The organism is Leminorella grimontii ATCC 33999 = DSM 5078, assembly GCF_000439085.1.
GTDB classification, from domain to species: Bacteria; Pseudomonadota; Gammaproteobacteria; order Enterobacterales; family Enterobacteriaceae; genus Leminorella; species Leminorella grimontii.
This window is the reverse complement of the sequence record NZ_AUUA01000003.1, coordinates 218,178-242,234: the sequence shown is the minus strand read 5'-3', so window position 1 is coordinate 242,234 and position 24,057 is coordinate 218,178. Positions and strand designations below refer to the sequence as shown.

Annotated in this window: 25 protein-coding genes; 22 read left to right on the top strand and 3 right to left on the bottom strand. The window is 56.2% G+C overall.

Going from position 1 to position 24,057, the window contains the following annotated elements; translation table 11 throughout:
* Positions 1-301: 301 nt before the first annotated feature.
* The 5 genes from G544_RS0108025 (at position 302) to glnB (ending at position 6,187) form a co-directional block, all read left to right on the top strand.
* Complete coding sequence (locus G544_RS0108025; RefSeq protein ID WP_027274113.1) at positions 302-1,726, top strand: HAMP domain-containing sensor histidine kinase; 1,425 nt, start codon at positions 302-304, stop codon at positions 1,724-1,726.
* Between the two features lie 6 nt (positions 1,727-1,732).
* Positions 1,733-2,773 (top strand): hypothetical protein, encoded by a 1,041-nt coding sequence (locus G544_RS20220; RefSeq protein ID WP_051155638.1) that lies wholly within the window; start codon positions 1,733-1,735, stop codon positions 2,771-2,773.
* 30 nt (positions 2,774-2,803) lie between these two features.
* A complete protein-coding gene (glrR, locus tag G544_RS0108015) occupies positions 2,804-4,147 on the top strand; it encodes a two-component system response regulator GlrR (protein ID WP_027274112.1) in 1,344 nt (447 codons plus the stop codon).
* Positions 4,148-4,215: 68 nt separating this feature from the next.
* Entirely contained in the window at positions 4,216-5,835 is a 1,620-nt protein-coding gene (locus G544_RS0108010) for an NAD+ synthase (protein ID WP_027274111.1), read from the top strand.
* 13 nt (positions 5,836-5,848) lie between these two features.
* Positions 5,849-6,187, top strand: coding sequence for a nitrogen regulatory protein P-II (glnB, locus tag G544_RS0108005; protein WP_027274110.1), 339 nt, complete (start codon positions 5,849-5,851; stop codon positions 6,185-6,187).
* Between the two features lie 54 nt (positions 6,188-6,241).
* Here glnB and hmpA read toward each other — a convergent pair whose 3' ends face one another.
* Positions 6,242-7,417 (bottom strand): NO-inducible flavohemoprotein, encoded by a 1,176-nt coding sequence (gene hmpA, locus G544_RS0108000; protein ID WP_027274109.1) that lies wholly within the window; start codon positions 7,415-7,417, stop codon positions 6,242-6,244.
* A 319-nt stretch (positions 7,418-7,736) separates the two neighbouring features.
* Here hmpA and glyA point away from each other — a divergent pair, with 319 nt between their 5' ends.
* From glyA to G544_RS0107975, 5 genes are all read left to right on the top strand, one after another.
* Positions 7,737-8,990 carry a serine hydroxymethyltransferase gene (gene glyA, locus G544_RS0107995; protein WP_027274108.1) on the top strand — a complete coding sequence of 418 codons (1,254 nt, stop codon included), beginning with the start codon at positions 7,737-7,739 and terminating at the stop codon, positions 8,988-8,990.
* Between the two features lie 235 nt (positions 8,991-9,225).
* Positions 9,226-9,600: a rhodanese-like domain-containing protein gene (locus G544_RS0107990; RefSeq protein WP_027274107.1), complete on the top strand. Its 375-nt coding sequence runs from the start codon at positions 9,226-9,228 to the stop codon at positions 9,598-9,600.
* Between the two features lie 10 nt (positions 9,601-9,610).
* Positions 9,611-10,249: a DUF1007 family protein gene (locus G544_RS0107985; protein WP_027274106.1), complete on the top strand. Its 639-nt coding sequence runs from the start codon at positions 9,611-9,613 to the stop codon at positions 10,247-10,249.
* Positions 10,240-11,256, top strand: coding sequence for a nickel/cobalt transporter (locus G544_RS0107980; protein WP_027274105.1), 1,017 nt, complete (start codon positions 10,240-10,242; stop codon positions 11,254-11,256). The genes G544_RS0107985 and G544_RS0107980 overlap by 10 nt, the downstream gene beginning before the upstream one ends.
* A gap of 11 nt (positions 11,257-11,267) precedes the next feature.
* The gene (locus G544_RS0107975; protein WP_027274104.1) at positions 11,268-11,993 is read left to right on the top strand and encodes a glycerophosphoryl diester phosphodiesterase; all 726 of its coding nucleotides are present in this window, start codon (positions 11,268-11,270) and stop codon (positions 11,991-11,993) included.
* Here the strand turns inward: G544_RS0107975 and G544_RS22130 are convergent.
* Positions 11,990-12,739 (bottom strand): hypothetical protein, encoded by a 750-nt coding sequence (locus G544_RS22130; protein ID WP_147654610.1) that lies wholly within the window; start codon positions 12,737-12,739, stop codon positions 11,990-11,992. The genes G544_RS0107975 and G544_RS22130 overlap by 4 nt on opposite strands.
* 40 nt (positions 12,740-12,779) lie before the next feature.
* Positions 12,780-13,583, bottom strand: a complete 804-nt coding sequence (suhB, locus tag G544_RS0107965) for an inositol-1-monophosphatase (protein WP_027274102.1) — start codon at positions 13,581-13,583, stop codon at positions 12,780-12,782.
* Positions 13,584-13,793: 210 nt separating this feature from the next.
* Here suhB and G544_RS0107955 point away from each other — a divergent pair, with 210 nt between their 5' ends.
* The 12 genes from G544_RS0107955 to clcB all read left to right on the top strand — a co-directional run bounded on the left by G544_RS0107955 (position 13,794) and on the right by clcB (position 23,965).
* Positions 13,794-14,570, top strand: a complete 777-nt coding sequence (locus G544_RS0107955) for a DUF7822 domain-containing protein (protein WP_134388986.1) — start codon at positions 13,794-13,796, stop codon at positions 14,568-14,570.
* Positions 14,571-14,593: 23 nt separating this feature from the next.
* Entirely contained in the window at positions 14,594-15,376 is a 783-nt protein-coding gene (trmJ, locus tag G544_RS0107950) for a tRNA (cytosine(32)/uridine(32)-2'-O)-methyltransferase TrmJ (RefSeq protein ID WP_051155636.1), read from the top strand.
* Between the two features lie 199 nt (positions 15,377-15,575).
* The gene (iscR, locus tag G544_RS0107945) at positions 15,576-16,079 is read left to right on the top strand and encodes a Fe-S cluster assembly transcriptional regulator IscR (protein ID WP_027274099.1); all 504 of its coding nucleotides are present in this window, start codon (positions 15,576-15,578) and stop codon (positions 16,077-16,079) included.
* A gap of 52 nt (positions 16,080-16,131) precedes the next feature.
* Positions 16,132-17,346, top strand: coding sequence for an IscS subfamily cysteine desulfurase (locus G544_RS0107940; RefSeq protein ID WP_027274098.1), 1,215 nt, complete (start codon positions 16,132-16,134; stop codon positions 17,344-17,346).
* A 60-nt stretch (positions 17,347-17,406) separates the two neighbouring features.
* Complete coding sequence (gene iscU / locus G544_RS0107935; protein WP_027274097.1) at positions 17,407-17,793, top strand: Fe-S cluster assembly scaffold IscU; 387 nt, start codon at positions 17,407-17,409, stop codon at positions 17,791-17,793.
* Between the two features lie 58 nt (positions 17,794-17,851).
* Entirely contained in the window at positions 17,852-18,175 is a 324-nt protein-coding gene (gene iscA, locus G544_RS0107930) for an iron-sulfur cluster assembly protein IscA (RefSeq protein ID WP_027274096.1), read from the top strand.
* A 108-nt stretch (positions 18,176-18,283) separates the two neighbouring features.
* Positions 18,284-18,802 carry a co-chaperone HscB gene (gene hscB / locus G544_RS0107925; protein ID WP_027274095.1) on the top strand — a complete coding sequence of 173 codons (519 nt, stop codon included), beginning with the start codon at positions 18,284-18,286 and terminating at the stop codon, positions 18,800-18,802.
* Positions 18,803-18,814: 12 nt separating this feature from the next.
* On the top strand, positions 18,815-20,665 hold the full coding sequence (gene hscA, locus G544_RS0107920; RefSeq protein ID WP_027274094.1) for a Fe-S protein assembly chaperone HscA: 1,851 nt from the start codon (positions 18,815-18,817) through the stop codon (positions 20,663-20,665).
* A gap of 3 nt (positions 20,666-20,668) precedes the next feature.
* The gene (gene fdx, locus G544_RS0107915; protein WP_027274093.1) at positions 20,669-21,004 is read left to right on the top strand and encodes an ISC system 2Fe-2S type ferredoxin; all 336 of its coding nucleotides are present in this window, start codon (positions 20,669-20,671) and stop codon (positions 21,002-21,004) included.
* A 17-nt stretch (positions 21,005-21,021) separates the two neighbouring features.
* Positions 21,022-21,222: a Fe-S cluster assembly protein IscX gene (gene iscX / locus G544_RS0107910; RefSeq protein WP_027274092.1), complete on the top strand. Its 201-nt coding sequence runs from the start codon at positions 21,022-21,024 to the stop codon at positions 21,220-21,222.
* Between the two features lie 87 nt (positions 21,223-21,309).
* The gene (pepB, locus tag G544_RS0107905) at positions 21,310-22,605 is read left to right on the top strand and encodes an aminopeptidase PepB (RefSeq protein WP_027274091.1); all 1,296 of its coding nucleotides are present in this window, start codon (positions 21,310-21,312) and stop codon (positions 22,603-22,605) included.
* 64 nt (positions 22,606-22,669) lie between these two features.
* The gene (clcB, locus tag G544_RS0107900) at positions 22,670-23,965 is read left to right on the top strand and encodes a voltage-gated ClC-type chloride channel ClcB (RefSeq protein WP_027274090.1); all 1,296 of its coding nucleotides are present in this window, start codon (positions 22,670-22,672) and stop codon (positions 23,963-23,965) included.
* Positions 23,966-24,057: the final 92 nt, after the last annotated feature.

The following is a 24,057-nucleotide window of genomic DNA, read 5'->3' as shown; positions in this document are numbered from 1 at the left end:
GAAACGTATTTCATCAATATTTGACACTTCGGATGTTATTCGTCCGGTTTTCCGATGACGGCGTAGCCTCATCACCTTGCGGACGACGTTGAAGGACATCCACGTATTTTTCTCGGGTGATAGATAATTATCTGAGATAAGCAAATAACATTCTATCAGGCACTTAACCATTTTTGGATAAGTGCCTTTTTTTTGCTTTAACGCGCTAAAATCTTTACTGAAGTTGGGCAATAACGCTGTTTTCTTCCGCTCAGGTCGGATAGCATCGTTATCGGTTTGATATCGTTATGAGAGTGCCTCATTGAAAAAGTTTAGCCGTTTCCCCCGCTCCCTACGCCAACTGGTGCTGTTGGCCTTCCTGTTGGTGCTGCTTCCGCTGCTGGTGCTGGCGTGGCAGGCCTATAAGAGTCTGGATCTGCTTAGCGAGCAGGCTGCGGACATTAACAGCACGACGCTTAGGGACGCGCGCCGCAGCGAGGCGATGACTAACCTGGCGCTAAGCATGGAGAGAAGCTACCGTCAGTACTGCGTACTGGGGGACGAGACGCTGGAAAAGCTCTATCAGGAGCAGCGCCAGCAGTACGCCAGCATGCTGGACGTTCATGCCGCCGTGCTTCCCAACGAAGAGCTTTATAAATCCCTCAAGAAGCTGCTAAACGATTTAGGTAAAATCCAGTGCAAAAACAGCGGCCCGGACGATGCATCCTCGGCGCTGCTGATCCAATTTTCCAAAACCAGCAATGAAATGGTGCAAACGACTCGAGGCATCATTTTTTCCCGCGGCGAGAAGCTACAGCAGGCGATCGCAGATAAGGGCTATTTCTTTGGCCAGCAGGCGCTTTTACTGTTTTTGCTCAGCGTCCTGCTGGTTTTCCTGTTTACGCGTATGATAATAGGGCCGGTCAAGCAGGTGGAGCGGATGATAAACCGCCTGGGTGAAGGTAAAAGCCTGACCTCGCTGGCGGCGTTCAAAGGGCCGCGTGAAATTCAATCGCTGGCGCAGCGCATCGTTTGGCTAAGCGAGCGCCTGTCGTGGCTGGAGTCGCAGCGACACGAGTTTTTGCGTCATATCTCTCACGAACTGAAAACGCCGCTGGCCAGCATGCGTGAGGGTACAGAACTGCTGCTGGATCAGGTTGCCGGGCCTTTGACGGAAGACCAGAAGGACGTCGTCGCCATTCTCGACAACAGCAGCCGCGATTTACAGCGGCTGATAGAGCAGCTGCTTGACTACAATCGATATCAGGCGGATGCGAGAACGGAGAAATCCCATATCGATCTCGAGCTGATGGCGTCGGAGGTTATCGCGGCCCACAGCCTTCCCGCACGCGCCAAACTGATGACTACCGAATGCCGACTGGCGCAGAGCGAATGCTGGGCAGAATCACCGCTGTTGAAACGGGTGCTTGATAATCTCTACTCCAATGCGGTGCACTATGGCGAGGAATCCGGTACTATCTGGATTGTGAGTCAACGAGTCGGCCAAATGATTCAAATAGATGTCGCCAATACCGGTGAAAAAATACTGCCGCAGGAAAAAGCGATGCTGTTTGAACCCTTCTATCAGGGAAGTCGTCAGAGAAAAGGCGCCGTGAAGGGCAGCGGGCTGGGGCTTAGCATTGCCCGTGACTGCATTCGCCAAATGGAGGGCGAACTGCATCTGGTTGACGTAGACTATGCCGACGTGTGTTTCCGCATTGAGTTACCTTTATCCATTGAGAAGTAAAAGATAATGCCTAAGAGTTCTGCCAGAACCATAACAGCAAAAGAAAAGGCGAAGAACGCGCGCTGCCGACTGAAAAGTAAAATCGGCGGCGCTTTACTGCTGTCAGCATTCGCCCTGTTGAGCGGATGCGTCGAACGCGGCGTGGTTGACGCCGCTTCCGGAGAAATAAAGTATGAATCGCCCGATCGTAAAGTGAACGACTACTCGCGCGTGCGCTGCGACGGCGATATCTGGAAAAGCCAAAACGATGAAACCAATGCCAACGGGCTCTATTGGCTGAGGCTGATTAGCTGTGCCGGAACCTTTACGCCGACGCAGGCGCGAGCGCAGTCTTACGGCTACGACGGCACGAAATGGGACGGCGTGTTTAAGCGCGCGATCCTGCTTTCCAAGCTGGATTTAGGCAACGCAGAGCGGCGCGGCGCATTGGAACAGCTAAAGAATTTTCAGGCAACCTATCCCGACAGCGTCTATTCGCTGGTTCAGATGTGGCGCAGCGAGCAGCAGCTCCAGCTAGGCCTTCAGGAAGAAAGGGCGCGCGCTCAGCGTCAAAAAGAGGGCGCGGAATCGCAGATAGTCGACCTCCAGCTTCAAATGGTGGAGATTAAGCATCAGCTGCACGAAACAACCCGTAAGCTGCAAAACCTGACCGACATCGAGCGCCAGCTTTCCTCCCGCAAGCTGACGCAGGGCGAGTCGCTGCCTCCGGTCAATGCGCTGCCTCCTCAAAATCCGAACGCGGGCTCGGCGGTAAATGAGCCTAAGCCTCAGCCGGTAGAAGCGGCGGCGCCGAAGGTGGATGAAAAGGTTGAAGAGAAGGCGGCTCAGCCAGCCAAGGCCCCTCAGGAACCGGCAGTTGCTGAACCTAAAGCAGAGATTAAAAGCAGCGGTGCTTCAACAGAAACAAAGCAGCCTGAAAAACCGGCCGCCGCAGCGCCTGAGTCCAAGCCTGCGCCCAAATCTGAGACAAAGGTAGAGAAGCCCGCGCAGCCGGCTCAAAGCCAGCCTGCGCAGAGTGAAGCCGCACCTGCGGCGCAAAAGCCCTAATGCGGTGACGGATGAAAGGAGTTTGCTGAAATGACACAGCGTAAAACCGCCAGTCTATTGTTGGTTGATGACGACCCCAGTCTGCTTAAGCTGCTGGGAATGCGCCTGACCAGCGAGGGATTTAACGTCACAACGGCGGAAAACGGTCAGGAAGCGCTGCGGCGTTTGGCCAGAGAGCAGGTCGATTTGGTGATAAGCGACCTGCGGATGGACGAGATGGACGGCATGGCGCTGTTTGCCGAAATACAAAAGCGCCAGCCGGGCATGCCCGTCATCATCCTGACGGCGCACGGTTCTATCCCCGACGCCGTGGCTGCAACCCAGCAGGGCGTATTCAGCTTTTTAACCAAGCCGGTAGATAAAGACGCCTTGTATAAGGCGATCGACGACGCGCTGGCGTTAAAAATACCCGCCAGCGCCAGCGACGACGGTTGGCGAGAAGAGATAGTCACCCGCAGCCCGACGATGCTGCGCCTGCTGGAACAGGCAAAGATGGTGGCGCAGTCCGACGTCAGCGTACTGATTAACGGCATGAGCGGTACCGGTAAAGAGGTGTTGGCGAAGGCTATCCACCGCGCCAGCCCGCGCGGCGGCAAGCCGTTTATCGCGATCAACTGCGGCGCGCTGCCCGAACAGCTGCTTGAATCAGAGCTGTTTGGCCACGCCAAGGGCGCGTTTACCGGCGCGGTCAGCAGCCGGGACGGCCTGTTTCAGGCGGCAACCGGCGGTACGCTGTTTCTCGATGAAATCGGCGACATGCCTCTTGCGCTGCAGGTCAAGCTGCTGCGGGTATTGCAGGAGCGTAAGGTCAGGCCGCTGGGCAGCAATCGCGATCTGGACATCGACGTGCGCATCATTTCCGCGACCCACCGCGATTTACCTAAGGCGATGGCCAAGGGCGAGTTCCGTGAAGATCTCTACTACCGTTTGAACGTCGTAAACCTGAAGATCCCCGCGCTCAACGAACGCTCGGAGGATATTCCCCTGCTGGCGGAGCACCTGCTGCGCGAGTCCGCCAAGCGCCATAAGCCGTTTGTAAAAAGCTTTTCCACCGACGCAATGAAGCGCCTGATGGCCGCCAGCTGGCCGGGCAACGTGCGCCAGCTGGTAAACGTGATAGAGCAGTGCGTCGCCTTGACCAGCACGCCGGTGATTAACGAATCTTTGGTGCAGCAGGCGCTGGAAGGGGAAAACACCGCGCTGCCGACCTTTGTTGAAGCGCGCAACCAGTTTGAGCTGGTTTACCTGCGCAAGCTCCTGCAAATGACCAAAGGAAACGTGACCCACGCGGCCAGAATGGCGGGCCGAAATCGAACCGAGTTCTACAAGCTGCTTTCGCGCCACGAGCTGGATGCGAACGATTTTAAAGAGTAGGCTTTTTAATTCTCAGGACGGTCATTTATACTGCCGTCCTCATTACCCGATAGCGAAAGTGAATTGATATGAGTAAAGCGCTTTCTATTGCATTAGCGCAGTTGAACTGGCTGGTTGGCGACATCGAAGGAAACGCCGATCGGATGCTCCGCACCGTTGACGAACAGCGGCAGGCCGGAGCGGATATCGTCATGTTTTCGGAGTTGGCGCTGACGGGCTATCCGCCGGAAGATTTACTCTATCGCGACGACTTTTATCATCGCTGCGATGAACAGCTTGAGCGCCTGCGTGAGGCTTCCAGCGACGTTGCCGTTATCGTTGGCCATCCTTGGCGGGCGGACGGCAAGCTTTATAATGCGCTGTCGATGTTCTGGCAGGGGGCGCTTCTGGTGCGTTACTACAAGCAGCAGCTTCCCAACTACGGCGTGTTTGACGAGAAGCGCTACTTTAGCGCGGGCAATGAGAGCTGCTGCATTGAGTTCAAAGGCTATCGGTTAGGCTTGCTCATCTGCGAAGATCTTTGGTTTAACGGGCCGGTCGACGCGCTTAAGGCGCTCGAAGTCGATCTTATACTGTCGATTAACGCGTCGCCCTATAATCGCGAAAAGCCCTACATTCGCAACCAGCTGCTGTCTGAGCACGCGCGCCGCACCGGCATTCCGCTGGTTTACTTAAACCAGGTAGGCGGGCAGGACGAGCTGATTTTCGACGGCTGTTCCAAAGCGTTTAATGCAGACGGCGTTATGACTCACAAACTGGCGCCGTTTAACGAAGAAGTGCGTCGGATTGCTTTTCAAAACGGCCAGCTCGACGCGATGACGATTCCCGAGCAGCCGTCCGACCTTTCGCTGATTTACGATGCGCTGGTGCTGGCGGTGCGCGACTACGTGACGAAAAACGGCTTTAAGGGGGCGATCCTCGGGCTGTCCGGCGGGATTGACTCGGCGCTGACGCTGGCGATTGCCGTCGACGCGCTGGGGAAAGACAAGGTTCAGGCGCTGATGATGCCGTTCCGCTATACCGCCGAAATGAGCATTGAAGACGCGCGGGAAGAGGCGGAGCTGCTTGACGTCGAGTTTGACGTGGTGTCCATCGAGCCGGTGTTTGACGCATTCATGGGGCAGCTTTCTCCGCTGTTTGCCGATACGCGCCGCGACACGACGGAAGAGAACCTGCAGGCCCGCTGCCGGGGCGTTATCCTGATGGCGCTTTCCAACAAGCGCGGCCGTCTGGTATTGACCACCGGTAATAAAAGTGAGATCGCCGTAGGGTATTCGACGCTTTATGGTGATATGGCCGGCGGTTTTGATGTATTAAAAGACGTACCGAAAACGCTGGTGTTTAAACTTTCAGAATATAGAAACACGCGTTCTTACGTTATTCCGCAACGCGTTATCGACCGCCCGCCGTCGGCGGAGCTGGCGCCCGACCAGAAGGACGAGGACAGCCTGCCGCCTTATCCTATACTGGACAGGATCCTGGACGGCTACGTCGAGCGCGACATGTCGGTCGAAGAGCTGGTGGCGGAAGGATTTGACGAGGCGGTAGTGCGTAAAGTAATCCGCCTGGTGGATATTAACGAATACAAGCGTCGTCAGTCGCCGGTGGGCCCAAGGATCACCGCGCGCAACTTCGGTAAAGATCGGCGTTATCCGATTACTTCAGGCTTCGGCCGCAAAAACTGGTAAGGGCTCGACTTTAATGAAAAAAATTGACGCGATTATTAAACCGTTCAAATTAGACGACGTTCGCGAAGCGCTGGCGGAAGTCGGCATCACCGGTATGACCGTCACGGAAGTGAAGGGGTTCGGCCGTCAGAAAGGCCATACCGAGCTGTATCGCGGCGCCGAGTATATGGTGGACTTCCTGCCCAAGGTAAAAATTGAAATCGTCGTGCCTGACGACATCGTCGAGGTATGCGTTGAAACCATTATGAAGACCGCCCAAACCGGTAAGATCGGCGACGGAAAGATTTTTGTCTTTGACGTGGCGAGGGTTATCCGCATTCGCACCGGCGAGCAGGACGAAGACGCGATTTGATGCAATAGAAAAGCCGCTGCAAAACAGCGGCTTTTTTGTCACCGATAGCCCGCGCTACAGCACCTTATGCGGGCCGAACACCTCATAGTGCAGGCGCTCTTTCGCTACGCCCCGGTCAGTTAGCTGACGAGCGGCGGACTGCATAAAGGCCAGCGGGCCGCAGAAGTAGAACTCCGTTTCGGGTGGAAACGCTTCGTTTATGGCCTCCAGCGAGAGCAGCCCTTCGTGATGCGCTATCGATCCGGCGATTGAATTGCGATACCAGACGTGGCAAACGGCGTCAGGCAGAGTGCGGCAGGCGTCAGCGGCCTCCTGCCTGAAGGCGTGGCGCTCTTCGCTGTCGGCGGCGTGCAGCCAGTAGACCTTCCCCTTATGCTGACGCTGTTTTAGCGTATTGAGCATGGCGAGCATCGGCGTTTGCCCGACGCCGCCGGAAAGCAGCGCGACGGGCGCGTTTGGAGGCACGTCCAGCCAGAAGTCGCCATAGGGCGGCGCCAGATGAATCACGTCCCCCTGCTGCGCCACGTCGTGCAGATAGCGGGACACTTTCCCTTCATCTTCACGTTTAACGGCGATGCGGTAGGAATGTCCGTTAGGCGCGTGCGTTAGCGAATACTGTCTGATCTCCTGGTTGTCCATATCGTCGCTGCGAATATAGACGGCGACGTACTGGCCCGGCCTGAAGTCTGAAACCGGCTGTCCGTCCGTCGGGACGAGGGTAAAGCTGGTAATTACGTCACTTTCGCGCCGCTTCTCTTCAATGCGGAAAGGACGAGTGCCTTGCCAGCCGCCCTGAGTTTCCACCCTGTCCTGATAGATTTCACTTTCACGATTGATAAATACGTCGGCCAGCACCTGATAGGCTTTTCCCCAGGCGTCGAGCACGTCCTGTCCGGGGCTTAGCATTTCGTCGATAGTCGCCAGCAGGTGGTGGCCGACGATAGCGTACTGTTCGGGGCGGATGCCGAAGCTGGCGTGCTTTTGTGCGATGCGCTCAACGGCAGGCAGCAGGGCGGGGAGGTTTTCGATGTTTGCGGCGTAAGCGCAGATGGCGTCAAACAGCGCCTCTCTCTGCGCGCCGCTAAACTGATGGCTCAGGTTGAAGATGTCCTTTAGCTCTGGATTGTGGAGGAACATACGGTCGTAAAAATGGGCGGTTAGCGCCGGACCGGTTTGGGCAAGGACCGGGATTGTCGCCTTAACGGTGGCGATAGTTTGGCCGTCTAGCATGATGCTTCCTGTCGTTGGATTTAACATGCATTTAAAATATATGTTTATATTGATCTATGTCAATAACTTTCTTTACAGACGATCTTGTCGGGTTAACCTACTGACGAAGTGGAAAAAACGTGTTGGTATAAGATAAACATCGGTATTAGGTAGTTTTTCCTGAGAATATTCGGATGTATTCGACGGAAAGCCCCGCAGGCAGTGGAAGCAATCGTTTGCTATAAAAGCGGTTGAGGGGTCTATTTAACAACATGAAAACATATTACACTGAGGCAGGTCACACTTTTAGGCGTTGATTAATACTATTCAGGAGATGCGGATGTTAAAGCGAGAAATGAACATTGCCGATTATGATGCCGAGCTGTGGGCGGCGATTCAAAAAGAAAATGTTCGCCAAGAAGAGCATATCGAGCTGATTGCTTCTGAAAACTACACCAGCCCGCGCGTTATGCAGGCTCAGGGTACTCAGCTAACCAACAAGTATGCAGAGGGCTATCCGGGCAAGCGCTACTACGGCGGCTGTGAGTACGTCGACATCGTTGAACAGCTGGCGATCGATCGCGCTAAAGCGCTGTTCGGCGCCGACTACGCTAACGTGCAGCCGCACTCCGGTTCTCAGGCTAACTCCGCCGTTTATATGGCGCTGCTGAATCCGGGCGATACCGTGTTGGGTATGAATCTGGCCCACGGCGGCCACCTGACCCACGGTTCCCCGGTTAACTTCTCCGGCAAGCTTTACAACATCGTGCCTTACGGCATCGATGAAAGCGGCCACATCGACTATGACGATCTGGCCCGCCAGGCGCAAATCCACAAGCCGAAGATGATCATCGGCGGCTTCTCCGCTTATTCCGGCATCGTCGACTGGGCCAAGATGCGTGAAATCGCCGACGGCATCGGCGCCTATCTGTTTGTCGACATGGCCCACGTCGCGGGCCTGGTTGCCGCCGGCGTTTATCCAAACCCGGTCCCTCATGCGCACGTGGTGACGACGACGACCCACAAAACGCTGGCCGGCCCGCGCGGCGGCTTGATTCTGGCGAAAGGCGGCGATGAGGAGCTGTACAAGAAGCTGAACTCTGCCGTCTTCCCCGGCGGTCAGGGCGGCCCGCTGATGCACGTGATTGCGGCCAAGGCCGTGGCGCTGAAAGAGGCGATGGAGCCAGAATTTACCGTCTATCAGCAGCAGGTAGCCAAGAACGCGAAAGCGATGGTTGAAGTCTTTAAATCTCGCGGCTACAAGATTGTCTCCGGCGGAACCGACAACCACCTGATGCTGCTGGACCTGGTCGATAAAGACATCACCGGTAAAGACGCCGACGCCGCTCTGGGGCGCGCTAACATTACCGTGAACAAGAACAGCGTGCCGAACGATCCGAGAAGCCCGTTTGTCACCTCCGGCGTGCGCATCGGTACCCCGGCCGTCACCCGCCGCGGTTTCAAAGAAGCCGAAGTGCGCGAGCTGGCGGGCTGGATCTGCGACGTGCTGGACAACATCAACGATGAAGCGGCTATTGCAGCCGTGAAGGCGAAAGTGCTGGATATTTGTAAGCGCCATCCGGTTTACGCGTAATTATTCGTTTCTAACAGACATAGGCCTCGGAATATTTCCGAGGCCTATTTTTTTATGGTCAATTTGTATCGTCAGTTATGATTTATAAACGAGAAAGCTTAGGCTGTGCCCTGCAATTGCGGGACATAACTTGGTATAAGCATGTAAAATCATTTGATGAATATTCTCATTTACGCTATCTCTGTGGCGATAGCCGTGGAGAGTCAATCAGTAGAAATTTCAAAAGGAGAGGCGGATGAAAAAGCATAACCCCGGGTTTGAAGCACTGTGTGAAGCAGCTCGCAAGCAGGTTAAAGAAGCCAGCGTTGAGCAGGTAAAGGAGATGATGGACAACGGTACTATCCCGCTGGTGCTGGACGTGCGTGAAGAGAGCGAGTGGGGGAAAGACCACCTGCCGGGCGCTCGCCACCTTGGGCGCGGCGTTCTGGAGCGCGACATTGAAACCGTCGTTCCCGATAAGGCGACGCCGATGGTGCTCTACTGCGGCGGTGGCTATCGTTCCGCGCTGGCGGCTGAGAGCCTGCAAAAAATGGGCTATACCGGCGTGATTTCCATGGACGGCGGTTACCGCGGTTGGAATGAAGCCGGTTACCCGCTGGTAAAAGAGTAATCCGCTGGGTATGACGCCGCTAATGCGCTACGCCGCAATGGCGCTATGCCTGATGCTGTCGCCTTTAGCGGCTGCGCATCCGCACAGCTTCATTGATATGGAAGCCCGACCGGTGGTGAAAGAGCTGACGCTGGTCGGCGTTCAAGTCACGTGGGAGATGGACGAACTGACGTCGGCTGAGCTGCTGCTTGACGCAGCGATGGCAAAAGATAACCCCACGGTTTGGCAGAGCATGGCCGATGAGCTGATGGAAAATACGCAAAATCAGCTCTACTTCACCTATATGCATTACGACGGCAAACCCGTGCGCTTGGGCGAAAAGGCCAACAACTATTCTCTGTCGCGCCACGGCAATCGGGCCGTGTTCACGTTTGTCATGCCGTTAGCCAAGCCTTTAGCCTTGGCGGGGCATACGATAACGATGTCCACCTATGAGCAGAGCTACTATGTCGACATCCGCTATCCGTCGGCGAAAGGCTTTCAACTGCCGAATGAAATCGCCCACCTGTGCCGCGTTGACGTTAACACGCCTAAGCCTGACACCTCGCTGTTGGCTTACGCCCGGTCATTGGATAAAAAGGACGCACCGCCTGAAGACATGATGCTAGGCCGCCGGTTCGCCCAAACGGTGACGATGGTATGTCGCTAAACGTCATCCCCGCCAGCGCACCTCCCTCCGGCTGGAAAACCTTCTGGCCTCTATTGCTGTGCGCTGCGCTTTTGCTTGCTCTGGGCGCCGCGCTGTGGCTGCACTGGCAGGACGCGCTGCTGCAAAGCTCGCTGTGGCAAAAGGCGCTGCACCAGCGGCTGGTTTCTCTATTGCAACAGGTGGTGGAAAATCCGCTGAACGCCGGCGCGATGCTGATGCTTTTCAGCTTTATTTACGGCGTGCTGCACTCGGCGGGGCCGGGGCACGGCAAGGTGATTATCGCCACTTATCTGGCGACTCATCCGCTAAAGCTGAAGCAGAGCCTGAGGCTGACGCTGGCTTCCTCTTTGGTTCAAGGCATAGTTGCCATTGTGCTGGTGACCGTTGTGCTGTCCGTCCTTCAGCTGTCTACCCGCATGGTTCACCAGAGCGGCTTTTGGTTGGAGAAGGGGAGTTACCTGCTGGTAGCCCTGATAGGTCTGATGCTGTGCTATCGGGCCGCAAAGAGGATGATCACCCTTGTTCGTTCGTCCCGGCGAGCGCCTTTGCAGATTTCCGCTATCAGACCGCTTGAACCAATGCACGTTCACGGGCCAGACTGCGGCTGCGGCCATCGTCATCTGCCGACGGCACAGGAGATGGAGGCCAAAGGCGGTTGGAAAACCACGCTGGCTATCGTGTTGTCTATCGGCATGCGCCCCTGTTCAGGGGCGATTGTGGTGCTGCTGTTTTCTAAGGTTTTAGATATTTATTACTGGGGAATGGCGGCGGCGATAGCGATGTCGTTCGGTACCGCCGCGACGATTTCTCTACTGGCGCTGCTGGTTCACAGCGCGCGCCGTTTGGCGCAGCGATTGACCGTTCGCGGCCAGTCCCCCGCGTGGGGAAGCATTGCGGTTTCCAGCCTGTCCCTGCTGGGCGGGGCGCTGTTGATTATCGTAGGCGTGATGCTGTGGGCGTCGGTATCGCCCGCGGCGTCCGGCGGGCTGCGGGCGTTTGGCGGATGATGAAAGAGAATATGAAAAGAATCTACGCTCACCGGGGCATGTCGTCTCTGGCGCCGGAAAACACCCTGTTGGCCTTCAGGCTGTGCGCCGAGCACCGGGTGGCGTGGTTTGAGTGCGATATCGACATATTAAGCGACGGCACCATCGTGGTTTTTCATGATGATACCTTGGAACGCTGCACCGACGGCAGCGGGCCGCTGTTTGCCCAAACGCGGGCGTCGTTGAATACGCTGGACGCCGGAAGTTGGTTTAGCCCACGGTTTGCCGGCGAACGCGTGCCGACGCTGGCGCAGCTTATCGCGCTAATGAACCGCTGTCGGCTTAATGCGAATATCGAGATAAAGCCCGGTGAACGTACGCCCGAAGCGACGGCCAGCCTGCTGAAGGGGCTTGATGCCGCGCTTGACCGGCTTGACGCCGAGCGGCAGTACCTGATCTCCAGCTTCGATCCTTCGCTGGTTGGGGCTTTTAAGCAGCAGCGACCGCAGGCCGACGTCGCCTGCCTGTTTGAGAACGAAGCGCTGAACGACGGCTGGCGTGAAACGATGGCGCGCGTTGGCGCAACGGCTATCCATCCGCAGAACGAAGGGCTGACGCGGTGTCAGGTCGAGGCGTTCAAAGCGGCGGGCTTTCTGGTTAACGTGTGGACGGTCAACGATGCCCAAAGGGCGCGGGAGCTGTTTGAATGGGGCGTCGACGGTATTTTTACCGACTATGCGCAGGAATTTGTGGATTAGCCCAGTTCGTATCTTAAGCTGCTTTTTCGAAAGTCTTTAATCGTAACACTGTTCTTGCAGAGCTGGCTTGCATCATGTGCATCTAGCTCACGTTGGGAAACGCAGTGAACCTCTTGATGAAACCCGTTGTTTTTAACAAACATGACCAGGTTGAGGTTGGGCTGATAGCGGTCATGCGCTTCGTCATAGCCGAATAAATATTCTTCCCGTCGACAGAGAAAGCAGACCGTCTTGCCCGGTGCTATTTTTATTGCAGCTTCCGGGCGGGGGAAGTCTGTCCATACTGTGCCGTCGGGCTTAACGTCGATGATGCGAAATCCGTGAGGCGCAGATACGCTGGCTGCATCAGGATGAATACAGGTTTTGATCCCGCTTTCTCGCCTAATCCATCCGTTTTGATAAAAGAATTCGCCTTCAACGCTAAGTACCGCATGGATGTTCTCGTCTATCCAACGTTGTACCACCGCCTGATGCTCGGAAGAGTGGGAAACAGAAGGGATGCCGTTAATAAATGAGAGTGTTCGCTCCGGCGCATGAGGATGGATGTCCCGATCACGAATATTCCAAACGCTTTCTGTCCATCCGGCTTGCCCGGAAAGGTGATAGCGCTTGGCCGTGGAGTCTCCGGTATAAAACGCGGCGTAGGCGGGTAACGCGGCGCGCTGCGTTCCTTTTCCTTTAAACAGGGTTTCTCGAACGAAAAATTCTAAAAACAGAATAGGGCGGGGAAGAGTCAGCTTATCCATATAAAATGCGGGCGGGATACGTTTCCCGCCCGATTCTTTATTAACGCTTCAGCGCGTCGCTCAGCTCGTCGCGAACGTTGGCCAGCAGCGCTTTAACCACGCGCGGGTTACCCGCAACAATGTTGCCGGACGTGTAGAAATTGTGGCCGCCGACGAAGTCGGTGATGATACCGCCGGATTCGCGAACGATAAGCTCGCCGGCCGCGAAGTCCCACGGCTTGAGGCCGATTTCAAAGAAGCCGTCCACGCGGGCTGCGGCGACGTAGGCCAGGTCCAGCGCGGCGGAGCCGGTGCGGCGGAAGTCGGCGCATTCGGTAAACAGTTTGCTCACCATGTTGATATAGGCCGGCGCGTGCTGCTTGAGCTTGAACGGGAAGCCGGTGGCTAAAACGGTGCCGGAAAGGTCGCGCGCGTTGGAACCGCGCAGGCGATAGCCGTTGAGCTGGGCGCCCTGACCGCGGGTCGAGGTAAACAGTTCGTTGCGCATCGGATCGTAAATGACGGCGACTTCCGTGCGGCCTTTGATGCGCACGGCGATGGAAACGCTGAAGTGGGGTAAACGCTTAAGAAAGTTGGTGGTGCCATCCAGTGGGTCGATAATCCATTGCACGTCCTTGTCTTCGCCGACAATCTCGCCGCGCTCTTCGCTGATGATGGTGTGTTGAGGATAGGCTTTGCGAATAACCTCAACGATCAGGTGTTCTGCATCGCGGTCGACGTTAGTAACGAAGTCGTTGTTGCCCTTCAGGCTGGCTTCGACGGCGTCGGGCGTTTCGTAAAACTTGGCTATCAGGTTACCGGCCTTACGCGCAGCGCGTACGGCGATATTCAGCATTGGATGCATGGGTATCTTCCACTAGATGTTAAAGAACGAATATAAAAAGCGGCGCGTAGTGTATCACCACATGTAGCCGCCCTGCAATCGGCGGCGCGTTTTTTGAGCGGCGTTTTCTTTTCGGCTTTTCTATCATTCATTCTCCATTCTCACTATCGCCGTCGTTCTTAACCTACGCCAACAGAATGAAATAATGCGTGGTAACGTCAGGATAAGATAATGGCGAACGCTTTCCCGAGCATCATGTGTGATACAACGGGGAAGGAAGATGGTATATTTCCGTCCCTCAATGACATTATTTCGCAGGGAGCAATTCATATGGCAAACCGATCTTATCTTTATAGTCTTAGCAATCGACCTACATCTTATGCGGATCGCCCGGAAACTATTTCAGGCCTTTCCGAGTGGGGATACTGCGTGCCCCTTTCCTTCCGTATCTTAATGTCAGGCGATCCTATCCTGTGTCCTTCATTAGTCTCCGATGGTTTTGATGAGGAACCTGAAGATAAAAAGACGAAGCTATATGCTATTAGCAGCGATTTTGAGACAGGCTTCCTGCGATTGAAAAAATTTTTTACCATCCTAAATGCGGCAGTGGGGGACAAAGCGCCCTATCTGTCCGAAGAAATCGACGACGCTCTTGCCTTTCTTGAGGCGCATCGTGATAGCCATCTTTTACTCGAAACTATTGAGTTGGACATGATGACTGCCGCTGATGAAAGCGCGCTTAAGCAAAGCGTTAACGACGAACTATCTCGCTGTTTTTTTACGGGCATAGCGGTTGATGCGCTTTCAGATAATATTGATGAAGCGGTAGAGCAGCTACGCCATGCGGGTGAAGTTTCTGCCGGTTTAGAGCTGGTTCCTCTCAGCATGCTCAATCTGAATGCCGATTACGATCGCAGTGACGATGGATGCCCTGCCGGCGTAGGATATTGGAGTGAGCATCTATTTTTTGGGCTCTGGAACCGCGCTGAATTTGAAGCGGCGCTTTAGGGCTATAACGTGAGCAACTTTTTATGTCAGATCTGATTTGTAATCAAGACGCCAGCACGCCCGACTCGCTGGCGAACATTCGCATCGTGCTGGTGGAAACCTCCCATACCGGCAACATGGGATCGGCCGCCCGGGCGATGAAAACCATGGGGTTGACCAATCTCTATCTGGTAAACCCGTTGGTGCTTCCAGACTCCCAGGCCATTGCGCTCGCCGCCGGCGCTAGCGAAATTATCGGCAACGCGACCATCGTCGATTCGCTGGACGACGCGCTGGAGGGCTGCCGCTTGGTCGTTGGCACCAGCGCGCGTTCGCGTACGCTGCCGTGGCCGATGCTGAGCGCGCGCGAATGCGGCGTGAAGATGATGCAGGAATCCGCCGCTTCCCCGGTTGCGCTAGTATTTGGCCGCGAGCGGGTGGGGTTGACAAACGAAGAGCTGCAAAAGTGCCACTATCACGTCTCTGTACCGACCAATCCGGACTACAGCTCGCTGAATCTGGCGATGGCGGTACAGATCATGACTTACGAAATCCGCATGGCGTGGCTGGCCGCGCAGGAAGGCGGATTGCCCGAGCCGGTGTACGACGTTGCCTACCCGCCGGCAGACGATCTCGAGCGTTTCTATCAGCATTTGGAAAAGGTGCTGCTGGACATCGGCTTTATCCGCGCCGCGCATCCGGGGCAGGTGATGAACAAGCTGCGCCGTTTTGTTAACCGCGCTCGCCCCGAAAGTCAGGAATTGAACATCCTGCGGGGGATTTTAAGCGCTATTGAAACGCCCGATGCGAGAAATAGGCATAAATAATGCTCGTTATACCCCTTTCGAACTTGTTACAATAGGTATGACAATATCGACCAATCCCCTGTTTCCGCGGGTTTTGGATGAAACATCAGCGTTCATGCAACGAAGCTAATAGTTGACTAAAATAGTCAAGTAAATAGTTGACTGAAATAGTTGGGAATGCCAAACTATCTGCATATTCACACACAGATGGGCAATACCAATGAGACTGACATCTAAAGGTCGTTATGCCGTTACCGCCATGTTGGACGTGGCGCTGCATTCACAAGATGGACCTGTCCCTCTGGCCGATATCTCCGAGCGTCAGGGGATTTCTTTGTCGTATCTTGAGCAATTGTTCTCCCGCTTGCGCAAGAACGGGCTGGTGACCAGCGTACGCGGTCCCGGCGGCGGCTACCTTTTAGGTAAAGACGCGGGAGACATTGCCGTAGGTTCAGTGATTAGCGCGGTCGACGAGTCCGTTGACGCCACTCGCTGCCTTGGCCGAGGCGGGTGTCAGAGCGGCACGCGCTGCTTGACCCATACGCTGTGGCACGACTTAAGCGAACGCATCAGCAGCTTCCTTAATGAGATCACGCTGTCTGAGCTGGTCAAGAATCAAGAAATACTGGAAGTCGCCGATCGTCAAAACGGCGATAGCCAAAGTTCGGTCGTTCCCTCTCGTCGCGATTACGATGAGTCAAAAAAAATTAATCTGCGCGCATGACGGGCGGAAATAGATACATTATTTAATTTAGAAGTAGTGTACGGAGCAAAGAATGAAATTACCTATCTATCTTGACTATTCAGCAACGACACCGGCTGACCCGCGCGTAGCTGAAAAGATGATGCAGTATCTGACCCTGGACGGGATCTTCGGCAACCCGGCTTCCCGTTCGCACCGTTTCGGCTGGCAGGCCGAAGAGGCGGTGGACATTGCCCGTAACCAGATAGCCGAACTGGTCGGCGCCGATCCGCGTGAAATCGTGTTTACATCAGGCGCGACAGAGTCGGACAACCTGGCGATTAAAGGCGCTGCAAATTTCTACCAGAAGAAAGGTAAGCACATCATTACTTGCAAAACCGAGCACAAAGCGGTTTTAGACACCTGTCGTCAGCTGGAGCGTGAAGGTTATGAAGTGACCTATCTGTCTCCGCAGCCTAACGGCATTATCGACCTGGGCGAGCTGGAAGCGGCGATGCGTAAAGACACCATCGTAGTTTCCATCATGCACGTCAACAACGAAATCGGCGTCGTGCAGGACATCGCCACCATCGGCGAAATGTGCCGCAGCCGTGGAATTATCTTCCACGTCGACGCGACCCAGAGCGTGGGCAAACTGCCTATCGATCTGTCCCAGCTGAAAGTCGACCTGATGTCGTTCACCGGTCACAAAATTTACGGCCCGAAGGGCATTGGCGCGCTGTACGTTCGCCGTAAGCCTCGTGTACGCATCGAAGCGCAAATGCACGGCGGCGGCCACGAGCGCGGCATGCGTTCCGGCACGCTGGCGGTTCATCAAATCGTCGGTATGGGTGAAGCCTACCGCATTGCCAAAGAAGAAATGGCGACCGAAATTCCTCGCATTCGCGCGCTGCGCGATCGCCTGTGGAACGGCCTGAAGGACATTGAAGAAGTGCACTTAAACGGCTGCCTGGAACAGGGCGTCGCCAGCATTCTAAACGTCAGCTTTAACTATGTTGAAGGCGAATCTCTGATGATGGCGCTGAAAGATTTAGCCGTCTCTTCCGGTTCCGCCTGTACTTCCGCCAGCCTTGAGCCCTCTTACGTACTCAGAGCGCTGGGGCTAAATGATGAACTGGCCCACAGTTCAATTCGCTTCTCTCTGGGGCGTTTTACCACCGAAGAAGAGATCGACTACACCATCGATCTGGTGAAAAAGTCCATCGGCCGCCTGCGCGAGCTTTCCCCCCTGTGGGACATGTTCAAGCAGGGCGTAGACCTGAACACCATCGAGTGGTCTCATCATTAATAAATGCGGGTTGCAGGCTGTGAGAACCGCAGCCTGCGCCAGAAGAGCAGGAGTAACAACATGGCTTACAGTGAAAAAGTAATCGAACACTATGAGAACCCGCGTAACGTGGGCTCGTTTGACAACGAAGACCCGACGGTCGGCAGCGGCATGGTCGGCGCGCCGGCGTGCGGCGACGTGATGAAATTGCAGATTAAAGTCAACGATAGCGGTATTATAGAAGACGCGCGTTTTAAAACCTACGGCTGCGGCTCGGCGATTGCCTCAAGCTCTCTGGTGACGGAGTGGGTCAAGGGCAAATCTCTGGAGCAGGCAGAAGCCATCAAGAATACGGACATCGCGGAAGAGCTGGCGCTGCCGCCGGTAAAAATCCACTGTTCTATTCTGGCGGAAGACGCCATCAAGGCCGCGATTGCGGACTATAAAAACAAGCGCGGTGAAAAATAATATCGGCTCGCGGCATGAAGCGCCGCGGGCATAAGCGAGAACGATTAGAGGTTTGGTTATGGCGATTACCATGAGCGACAGCGCGGCACTGCGCGTTCAGACTTTTTTAACCAACAGGGGCAAGGGAATAGGCCTGCGCCTGGGCGTAAAAACGTCGGGGTGCTCCGGCATGGCGTACGTGCTCGAATTTGTTGACGAACTGCACGATGAAGACCGCGTGTTCGAAGATAAGGGCGTGAAGGTAATCGTCGATGAAAAGAGCCTGGTCTATCTGGACGGCACCGAACTCGACTTCGTCAAAGAGGGTTTAAACGAAGGGTTCAAGTTTAACAACCCTAACGTCAACAGCGAGTGCGGCTGCGGCGAAAGCTTCAACGTTTAACCGCTCTGGCGGCGTCCTTTATGACGCACTGATTTGTTAACCTCCACTGGCCGCGCGTTTCTGACTGAATCAGAGCGCGCGGCCTGATAAAGAGCATTAGAACACGTCATGGATTATTTCACTCTGTTTAACCTTCCCGTCCGTTTTGACGTGGATACCCAGGCTCTTTCCTCCCGCTATCAAGAACTCCAACGTCAGTACCATCCCGACCGTTTCGCCTCGGCGCCTGAAAACGAGCGCCTGGCTTCCGTTTCACATGCGGCCACCGTCAACGACGCTTATCAAACGTTGAAAGATCCGCTGCGTCGTGCAGAATACCTCCTGTTGCTTAACGGGATAGACGTAAAAAACGAACAGCAAACCATGCACGATACCGCGTTTTTGATGGAGCAGTTGGAGCTTCGCGAAGAGCTGGACGAGATTGAGCGCAGCAAAGACGCAGAGCCTGCCCTGTCAGCCTTTCGCAAGCGGGTTGAAGAAATGAGCCGCGTTCGAAGCGAACGCTTAAAGCAAGAGCTGGACGCGCAGAGCTGGCCCGCAGCGGCGGATACCGTGCGTAAACTGCGTTTTTTAGACAGGCTTTCACAACAGGTCGAGCAGTTGGAAGAAAAACTGTTTGATATCTGACGGACACTGAACATGGCTTTATTACAGATTAGCGAACCGGGCATGACTGCCGCCCCGCATCAGCGCCGTTTGGCTGCGGGCATCGACTTGGGGACGACCAATTCTCTGGTGGCGACGGTTCGCAGCGGGCAGGCGGAAACGCTGCCTGATTCAGAAGGGCGCCATTTGCTGCCCTCCGTCGTTCACTACCGGCAGGACGGCATTGACGTCGGCTGGGACGCGCGCGCGCAGGCGGCGGAAGACCCAACCAATACGCTAAGCTCGGTCAAGCGCATGATTGGCCGCTCTTTGGACGATATCCAACGGCGCTACCCCAATCTTCCCTACCGGATGGCACCGACGGAAAACGGCCTGCCGATGATGCTGACCGCCGCCGGAGCGATAAACCCCATTCAGGTATCGGCAGACGTGCTGACTTCGTTGGCCGCTCGCGCTCAGCAAACGCTGGACGGGGAGCTGGACGGCGTAGTGATCACCGTTCCCGCCTACTTCGATGACGCGCAGCGTCAGGGCACCAAAGATGCGGCCCGCCTGGCCGGGCTGCACGTACTGCGGCTGCTCAACGAGCCCACGGCGGCGGCGATTGCCTACGGTCTGGACTCCGGACAGGAAGGCGTGATCGCCGTTTACGATCTGGGCGGCGGCACCTTTGATATTTCCATTCTTCGCCTGAGCCGCGGCGTGTTTGAAGTGCTGGCGACCGGCGGCGATTCCGCGCTGGGCGGCGACGACTTTGACCATCTGCTTGCCGACTGGATTTGTAAGCAGAGCGGCATCAGCCCGCAGGGGAACCACCGGCTTCAACGCCAGCTGCTTGACGCGGCGACGGCGGCGAAAATCGCGCTAAGCCAAAGCGACGCGGCGACAATCAGCGTCGGCGGTTGGCAAGGTTCGGTGAGCCGAGCCCAGTTTGATGAACTGATTACGCCGCTGGTGAAAAAGACGCTGCTTTCCTGCCGTCGCGCCTTGAAAGACGCGGGCGTTGACGCCTCCGAGGTGTTGGAAGCGGTGATGGTCGGCGGCTCGACCCGCGTGCCGCTGGTGCGCGCGATGGTGGGCGAATTTTTTGGACGCACTCCGTTAACCAGTATCGATCCCGACCGGGTTGTCGCCATCGGCGCGGCAATCCAGGCCGACGTTCTGGTGGGCAATAAGCCCGACAGCGAACTGCTGCTTTTGGACGTCATCCCTCTCTCGCTGGGAATAGAGACCATGGGCGGGCTGGTGGAAAAAATTATTCCTCGCAACACCACGATTCCGGTAGCCCGAGCGCAGGAGTTCACCACCTTTAAAGACGGACAGACCGCGATGATGGTGCACGTGCTGCAGGGCGAGCGCGAGATGGTGAGCGACTGCCGCTCGCTGGCGCGCTTTACCCTGCGCGGCATTCCGCCGATGCCCGCGGGCGGCGCGCACATCCGCGTAACTTATCAGGTTGATGCGGACGGGCTTTTGAGCGTAACCGCAATGGAGAAATCCACCAACGTTCAGTCGTCCATTCAGGTTAAGCCCTCCTATGGGCTAACCGACGACGAAATCGCCAACATGATTAAAGACGCGATGGCCAATGCCCAAGAGGACAACGGCGCGCGCAGGCTGGCGGAACAAAAAGTCGAGGCTGCCCGCGTGCTTGAGAGCCTCTACGCGGCGTTAAACAGCGACGGCGACCTGCTGTCGCCTGCTGAAAGAGAAGAGATCGACGCCGCCGCATCGGCCCTGTCGGCGGTGGCCGAAGCGGATTCCCCTGTCGCCATCGAAGACGCTATTAAAACGCTGGATCGTGTGACTCAAGATTTCGCCGCGCGCCGCATGGATTCATCCATCCGCCGCGCGCTGGCGGGCCATTCTGTAGATGAGGTTTAAGCAATGCCTAAAATCGTTTTTCTGCCCCATCAGGATCTTTGCCCGGAAGGTAAAGTGGTTGAAGCGAAAGAAGGGGAAACCATTCTGGAAGCGGCGCTGCGCAACGGCATCGAGGTTGAGCATGCCTGCGAGATGTCCTGCGCCTGTACCACCTGCCACTGCATCGTGCGCGAAGGCTTTGATTCCCTTGACGAGAGCAGCGAGCTGGAAGATGACATGCTGGATAAGGCGTGGGGGCTAGAGCCCGAAAGCCGCCTCAGCTGCCAGGCGAAGGTGACGGATGAAGATCTGGTGGTCGAAATTCCGCGCTATACCATTAACCACGCCCGCGAACACTAAAGCGTAAGGAAAAGAGCATGAGCCTAAGCTGGAAAGATTCACGCGAAATCGGCGAAGCGCTGTACGATCTCTACCCCGACGTCGATCCGAAAACCGTTCGCTTTACCGACCTGCACCGCTGGGTTTGCGAATTGGAAGAGTTTGAGGACGATCCGAACGCTTCGAATGAAAAAATTCTGGAAGCCATTTTGCTGGTCTGGCTGGACGAAGCCGACTAGCTGAAATTTAATGAGGCCGCATGACGCGGCCTTTTTATTGTTTTAAAACTTGTGTCTTAAAGAACGTATTAGAAAACGGAGAAAATAATGACAACAACCTCTATGCCTGTCCGCCTGTCCTATGAGCCTGCCGACGCCGTCTGGGGAGAGAAGGCGCTGCTGAGCGCGAACGCCGACGGCATGACGATTCACCTGACCGGGGAAGGGCGTCTGGGCGCCATCGCTCGCGCGGGCCGCAAGCTGGATGCGCAAGGTATTCGCCAAGTCGCATTGATCGGCGACGGCTGGGATCTGGAGCGCTGCTGGAGCTTCTGGCAGGGGTTTCGCTCGCCGAAGGGGGAGCGCAGCGTCGTTTGGCCGACGCTTTCGGCCGATGAGCGTGAAGAGCTTGAAAGACGTTTAAAAATCGTTGACTGGGTGCGCGACACCATCAATATGCCGGCTGAGGAGCTGGGGCCGGAGCGCCTGGCTCAGCGCGCCATTGACCTGTTCTGCGGCCTTGCCGGCGACGCTATTAGCTATCAGATTATCAAGGGCGAAGCGCTGCGCGAGCAGGGCTATATGGGCATTCACACCGTCGGGCGCGGCTCCAAGCGCGAGCCGGTGCTGCTGTCTCTGGACTATAACCCTTCCGGCAACTCGGACGAACCGGTGATGGCCTGCCTGGTGGGCAAAGGCATCACCTTTGACTCCGGCGGCTATAGCCTGAAGCAAAGCGCCTTTATGGATTCCATGAAGTCCGACATGGGCGGCGCGGCGACGGTTACCGGCGCTCTGGCGCTGGCGATAGCGCGCGGCCTGAATAGCCGAGTGAAGCTGTTCCTTTGCTGCGCCGACAACATGGTCAGCGGCAATGCCTTCAAGCTGGGGGACATCATTCGCTATCGTAACGGGAAAAGCGTTGAGGTGATGAACACCGATGCGGAAGGGCGGTTGGTTCTGGCCGATGGCCTGATTGACGCCGAGGCGCAAAGCCCGCAGATGATTATCGACTGCGCGACGCTGACCGGCGCGGCTAAAACGGCGTTGGGCAACGACTATCACGCGCTGTTTAGCTTCGACGATGCGCTGGTAGGCGAACTGCTGGCCTGTGCGGAGGAGGAAAACGAACCCTTCTGGCGCCTGCCGCTGGCGGAGTTCCACAGAAGCCAACTGCCGTCTAATTTTGCCGAGTTGAACAACGTGGCGGGCGCCGCCTACACCGCCGGCGCCAGCACTGCGGCGGCGTTCCTGTCCCACTTTGTGAAGAACTACCAGCGCGGCTGGATCCATATCGACTGCTCGGCTACTTACCGTAAGAGCGCTGTCGAGCAGTGGTCCGCCGGGGCGACGGGGCTGGGGGTAAGAACGCTGGCTCAAATGCTGTTGAGCAAAGAAAGCTAGCCAACGGTGCGGCGCTTCTGTACTCCGGAGCGCCGCGTTACGTTCTTGCCCTCGCTATTTAACTATGCGCCGCCTTCTCTCTTATCCCGATCTCTACGCCACGCTTCGTCGGCTGCTGATTGCGACGCTGGTTGGCGTATTGGCCGCTTTGGCCGTAGCGCTGTTTCGCCACGCCATGCTGGCGTTGGAATGGCTGTTTGTTGACGGCAGCGGCAGCCTGGTTTTCGCTGCCAGCACTCTGGCGCCCTGGCGCCGTCTGATTACGCCCGCCTTGGGCGGCCTTGCTGCGGGCGCGTTGCTGTGGGGCTGGCAGCGGTATACGCGTCAGCGTCCGCATGCGCCTACCGACTATATGGAAGCGCTGGAAACCGGAGACGGGCAGTTCGACTACGGCGCCAGCATCGTTAAATCATTGGCTTCGCTGCTGGTGGTGAGCAGCGGCAGCGCAATCGGGCGCGAAGGCGCAATGATCCTGCTAGCGGCGCTGGCTGCCTCCTGTTTTGCTAAGCGATTTGCGCCCAAACAGGAATGGAAGCTCTGGGTCGCTTGCGGCGCCGCTGCCGGTATGGCCAGCGCCTATCATGCGGCGCTGGCTGGCAGCCTGTTTATCGCCGAAATTCTTTTTGGCACGCTGATGCTGGCCTCTCTGGGGCCGGTTGTCGTCGCTGCCGTCGTCGCTCTATTGACCACCGTCCTGCTCGACGGCGGCGTCTCGACGACGCTTTATCACGTTCAGCCTTTACAGAGCCTCTCAGCGCTCGACTACGCGCTTATTCTTGCGGTTGCTCTATTTGCCGGCCTTTGCGGCCCCGCGTTTATTTGGCTGATGGCGCGCAGCCATGAGCTGTTCCTGCGGCTTAAGCTGCCGCCGCCGCTGCAGCTGGCGCTGGGTGGGCTTATCGTCGGCGGGCTGTCGCTGTTAACGCCCGCCGTTTGGGGAAATGGCTATAGCGTCGTGCAGTCGTTTTTATCGTCGCCTCCGCTTACGCTGACGCTTCTGGGCATTTTTGCGTGTAAGCTGCTGGCGGTGTTGGTTAGCAGCGGCTCTGGCGCTCCGGGCGGCGTTTTTACGCCGACGCTGTTTATCGGCCTGGCGGTGGGAATGCTGTTCTCCAGCCTGTGCGGTCTTTGGCTGCCTGGGGATGGAGAAACGGCTATTTTGCTGGGGCTGGCCGGTATGGCGACGCTGCTTGCCGCGACGACGCACGCGCCGATAATGTCTACGCTTATGATCTGTGAAATAACGGGAGAATATGCTCTTTTGCCCGCGCTGTTGATTGCCTGTGCGATAGCGTCGGCGCTTTCTCAAACGTTACGTAAAGATTCCATTTATCATCAACAGCCTTCCGCGCGCCGCTAAAATTCCGCCTGCAAATTATACTATGCTCTATGTCGTGCCCCCTTATCGCGTGATAAGATATCGAGTATTTGGCTGTCTAATCCAACATTTCA

What these genes read in the sequence shown, in the direction of transcription:
- clcB (WP_027274090.1), top strand. Translation starts at nt 22,670, where the DNA reads ATGCGCCGCCTTCTCTCTTATCCCGATCTCTACGCCACGCTTCGTCGG.
- iscU (WP_027274097.1), top strand. Translation starts at nt 17,407, where the DNA reads ATGGCTTACAGTGAAAAAGTAATCGAACACTATGAGAACCCGCGTAAC.
- glrR (WP_027274112.1), top strand. Translation starts at nt 2,804, where the DNA reads ATGACACAGCGTAAAACCGCCAGTCTATTGTTGGTTGATGACGACCCC.
- G544_RS0107975 (WP_027274104.1), top strand. Translation starts at nt 11,268, where the DNA reads ATGAAAAGAATCTACGCTCACCGGGGCATGTCGTCTCTGGCGCCGGAA.
- hscA (WP_027274094.1), top strand. Translation starts at nt 18,815, where the DNA reads ATGGCTTTATTACAGATTAGCGAACCGGGCATGACTGCCGCCCCGCAT.
- trmJ (WP_051155636.1), top strand. Translation starts at nt 14,594, where the DNA reads ATGTCAGATCTGATTTGTAATCAAGACGCCAGCACGCCCGACTCGCTG.
- glyA (WP_027274108.1), top strand. Translation starts at nt 7,737, where the DNA reads ATGTTAAAGCGAGAAATGAACATTGCCGATTATGATGCCGAGCTGTGG.
- hscB (WP_027274095.1), top strand. Translation starts at nt 18,284, where the DNA reads ATGGATTATTTCACTCTGTTTAACCTTCCCGTCCGTTTTGACGTGGAT.
- suhB (WP_027274102.1), bottom strand. Translation starts at nt 13,583, where the DNA reads ATGCATCCAATGCTGAATATCGCCGTACGCGCTGCGCGTAAGGCCGGT.
- G544_RS0107940 (WP_027274098.1), top strand. Translation starts at nt 16,132, where the DNA reads ATGAAATTACCTATCTATCTTGACTATTCAGCAACGACACCGGCTGAC.
- G544_RS22130 (WP_147654610.1), bottom strand. Translation starts at nt 12,739, where the DNA reads ATGGATAAGCTGACTCTTCCCCGCCCTATTCTGTTTTTAGAATTTTTC.
- G544_RS0107980 (WP_027274105.1), top strand. Translation starts at nt 10,240, where the DNA reads ATGTCGCTAAACGTCATCCCCGCCAGCGCACCTCCCTCCGGCTGGAAA.
- iscR (WP_027274099.1), top strand. Translation starts at nt 15,576, where the DNA reads ATGAGACTGACATCTAAAGGTCGTTATGCCGTTACCGCCATGTTGGAC.
- G544_RS0108010 (WP_027274111.1), top strand. Translation starts at nt 4,216, where the DNA reads ATGAGTAAAGCGCTTTCTATTGCATTAGCGCAGTTGAACTGGCTGGTT.
- glnB (WP_027274110.1), top strand. Translation starts at nt 5,849, where the DNA reads ATGAAAAAAATTGACGCGATTATTAAACCGTTCAAATTAGACGACGTT.
- G544_RS0107990 (WP_027274107.1), top strand. Translation starts at nt 9,226, where the DNA reads ATGAAAAAGCATAACCCCGGGTTTGAAGCACTGTGTGAAGCAGCTCGC.
- fdx (WP_027274093.1), top strand. Translation starts at nt 20,669, where the DNA reads ATGCCTAAAATCGTTTTTCTGCCCCATCAGGATCTTTGCCCGGAAGGT.
- G544_RS0107955 (WP_134388986.1), top strand. Translation starts at nt 13,794, where the DNA reads ATGGCGAACGCTTTCCCGAGCATCATGTGTGATACAACGGGGAAGGAA.
- hmpA (WP_027274109.1), bottom strand. Translation starts at nt 7,417, where the DNA reads ATGCTAGACGGCCAAACTATCGCCACCGTTAAGGCGACAATCCCGGTC.
- iscX (WP_027274092.1), top strand. Translation starts at nt 21,022, where the DNA reads ATGAGCCTAAGCTGGAAAGATTCACGCGAAATCGGCGAAGCGCTGTAC.
- G544_RS0107985 (WP_027274106.1), top strand. Translation starts at nt 9,611, where the DNA reads ATGACGCCGCTAATGCGCTACGCCGCAATGGCGCTATGCCTGATGCTG.
- iscA (WP_027274096.1), top strand. Translation starts at nt 17,852, where the DNA reads ATGGCGATTACCATGAGCGACAGCGCGGCACTGCGCGTTCAGACTTTT.
- pepB (WP_027274091.1), top strand. Translation starts at nt 21,310, where the DNA reads ATGACAACAACCTCTATGCCTGTCCGCCTGTCCTATGAGCCTGCCGAC.
- G544_RS20220 (WP_051155638.1), top strand. Translation starts at nt 1,733, where the DNA reads ATGCCTAAGAGTTCTGCCAGAACCATAACAGCAAAAGAAAAGGCGAAG.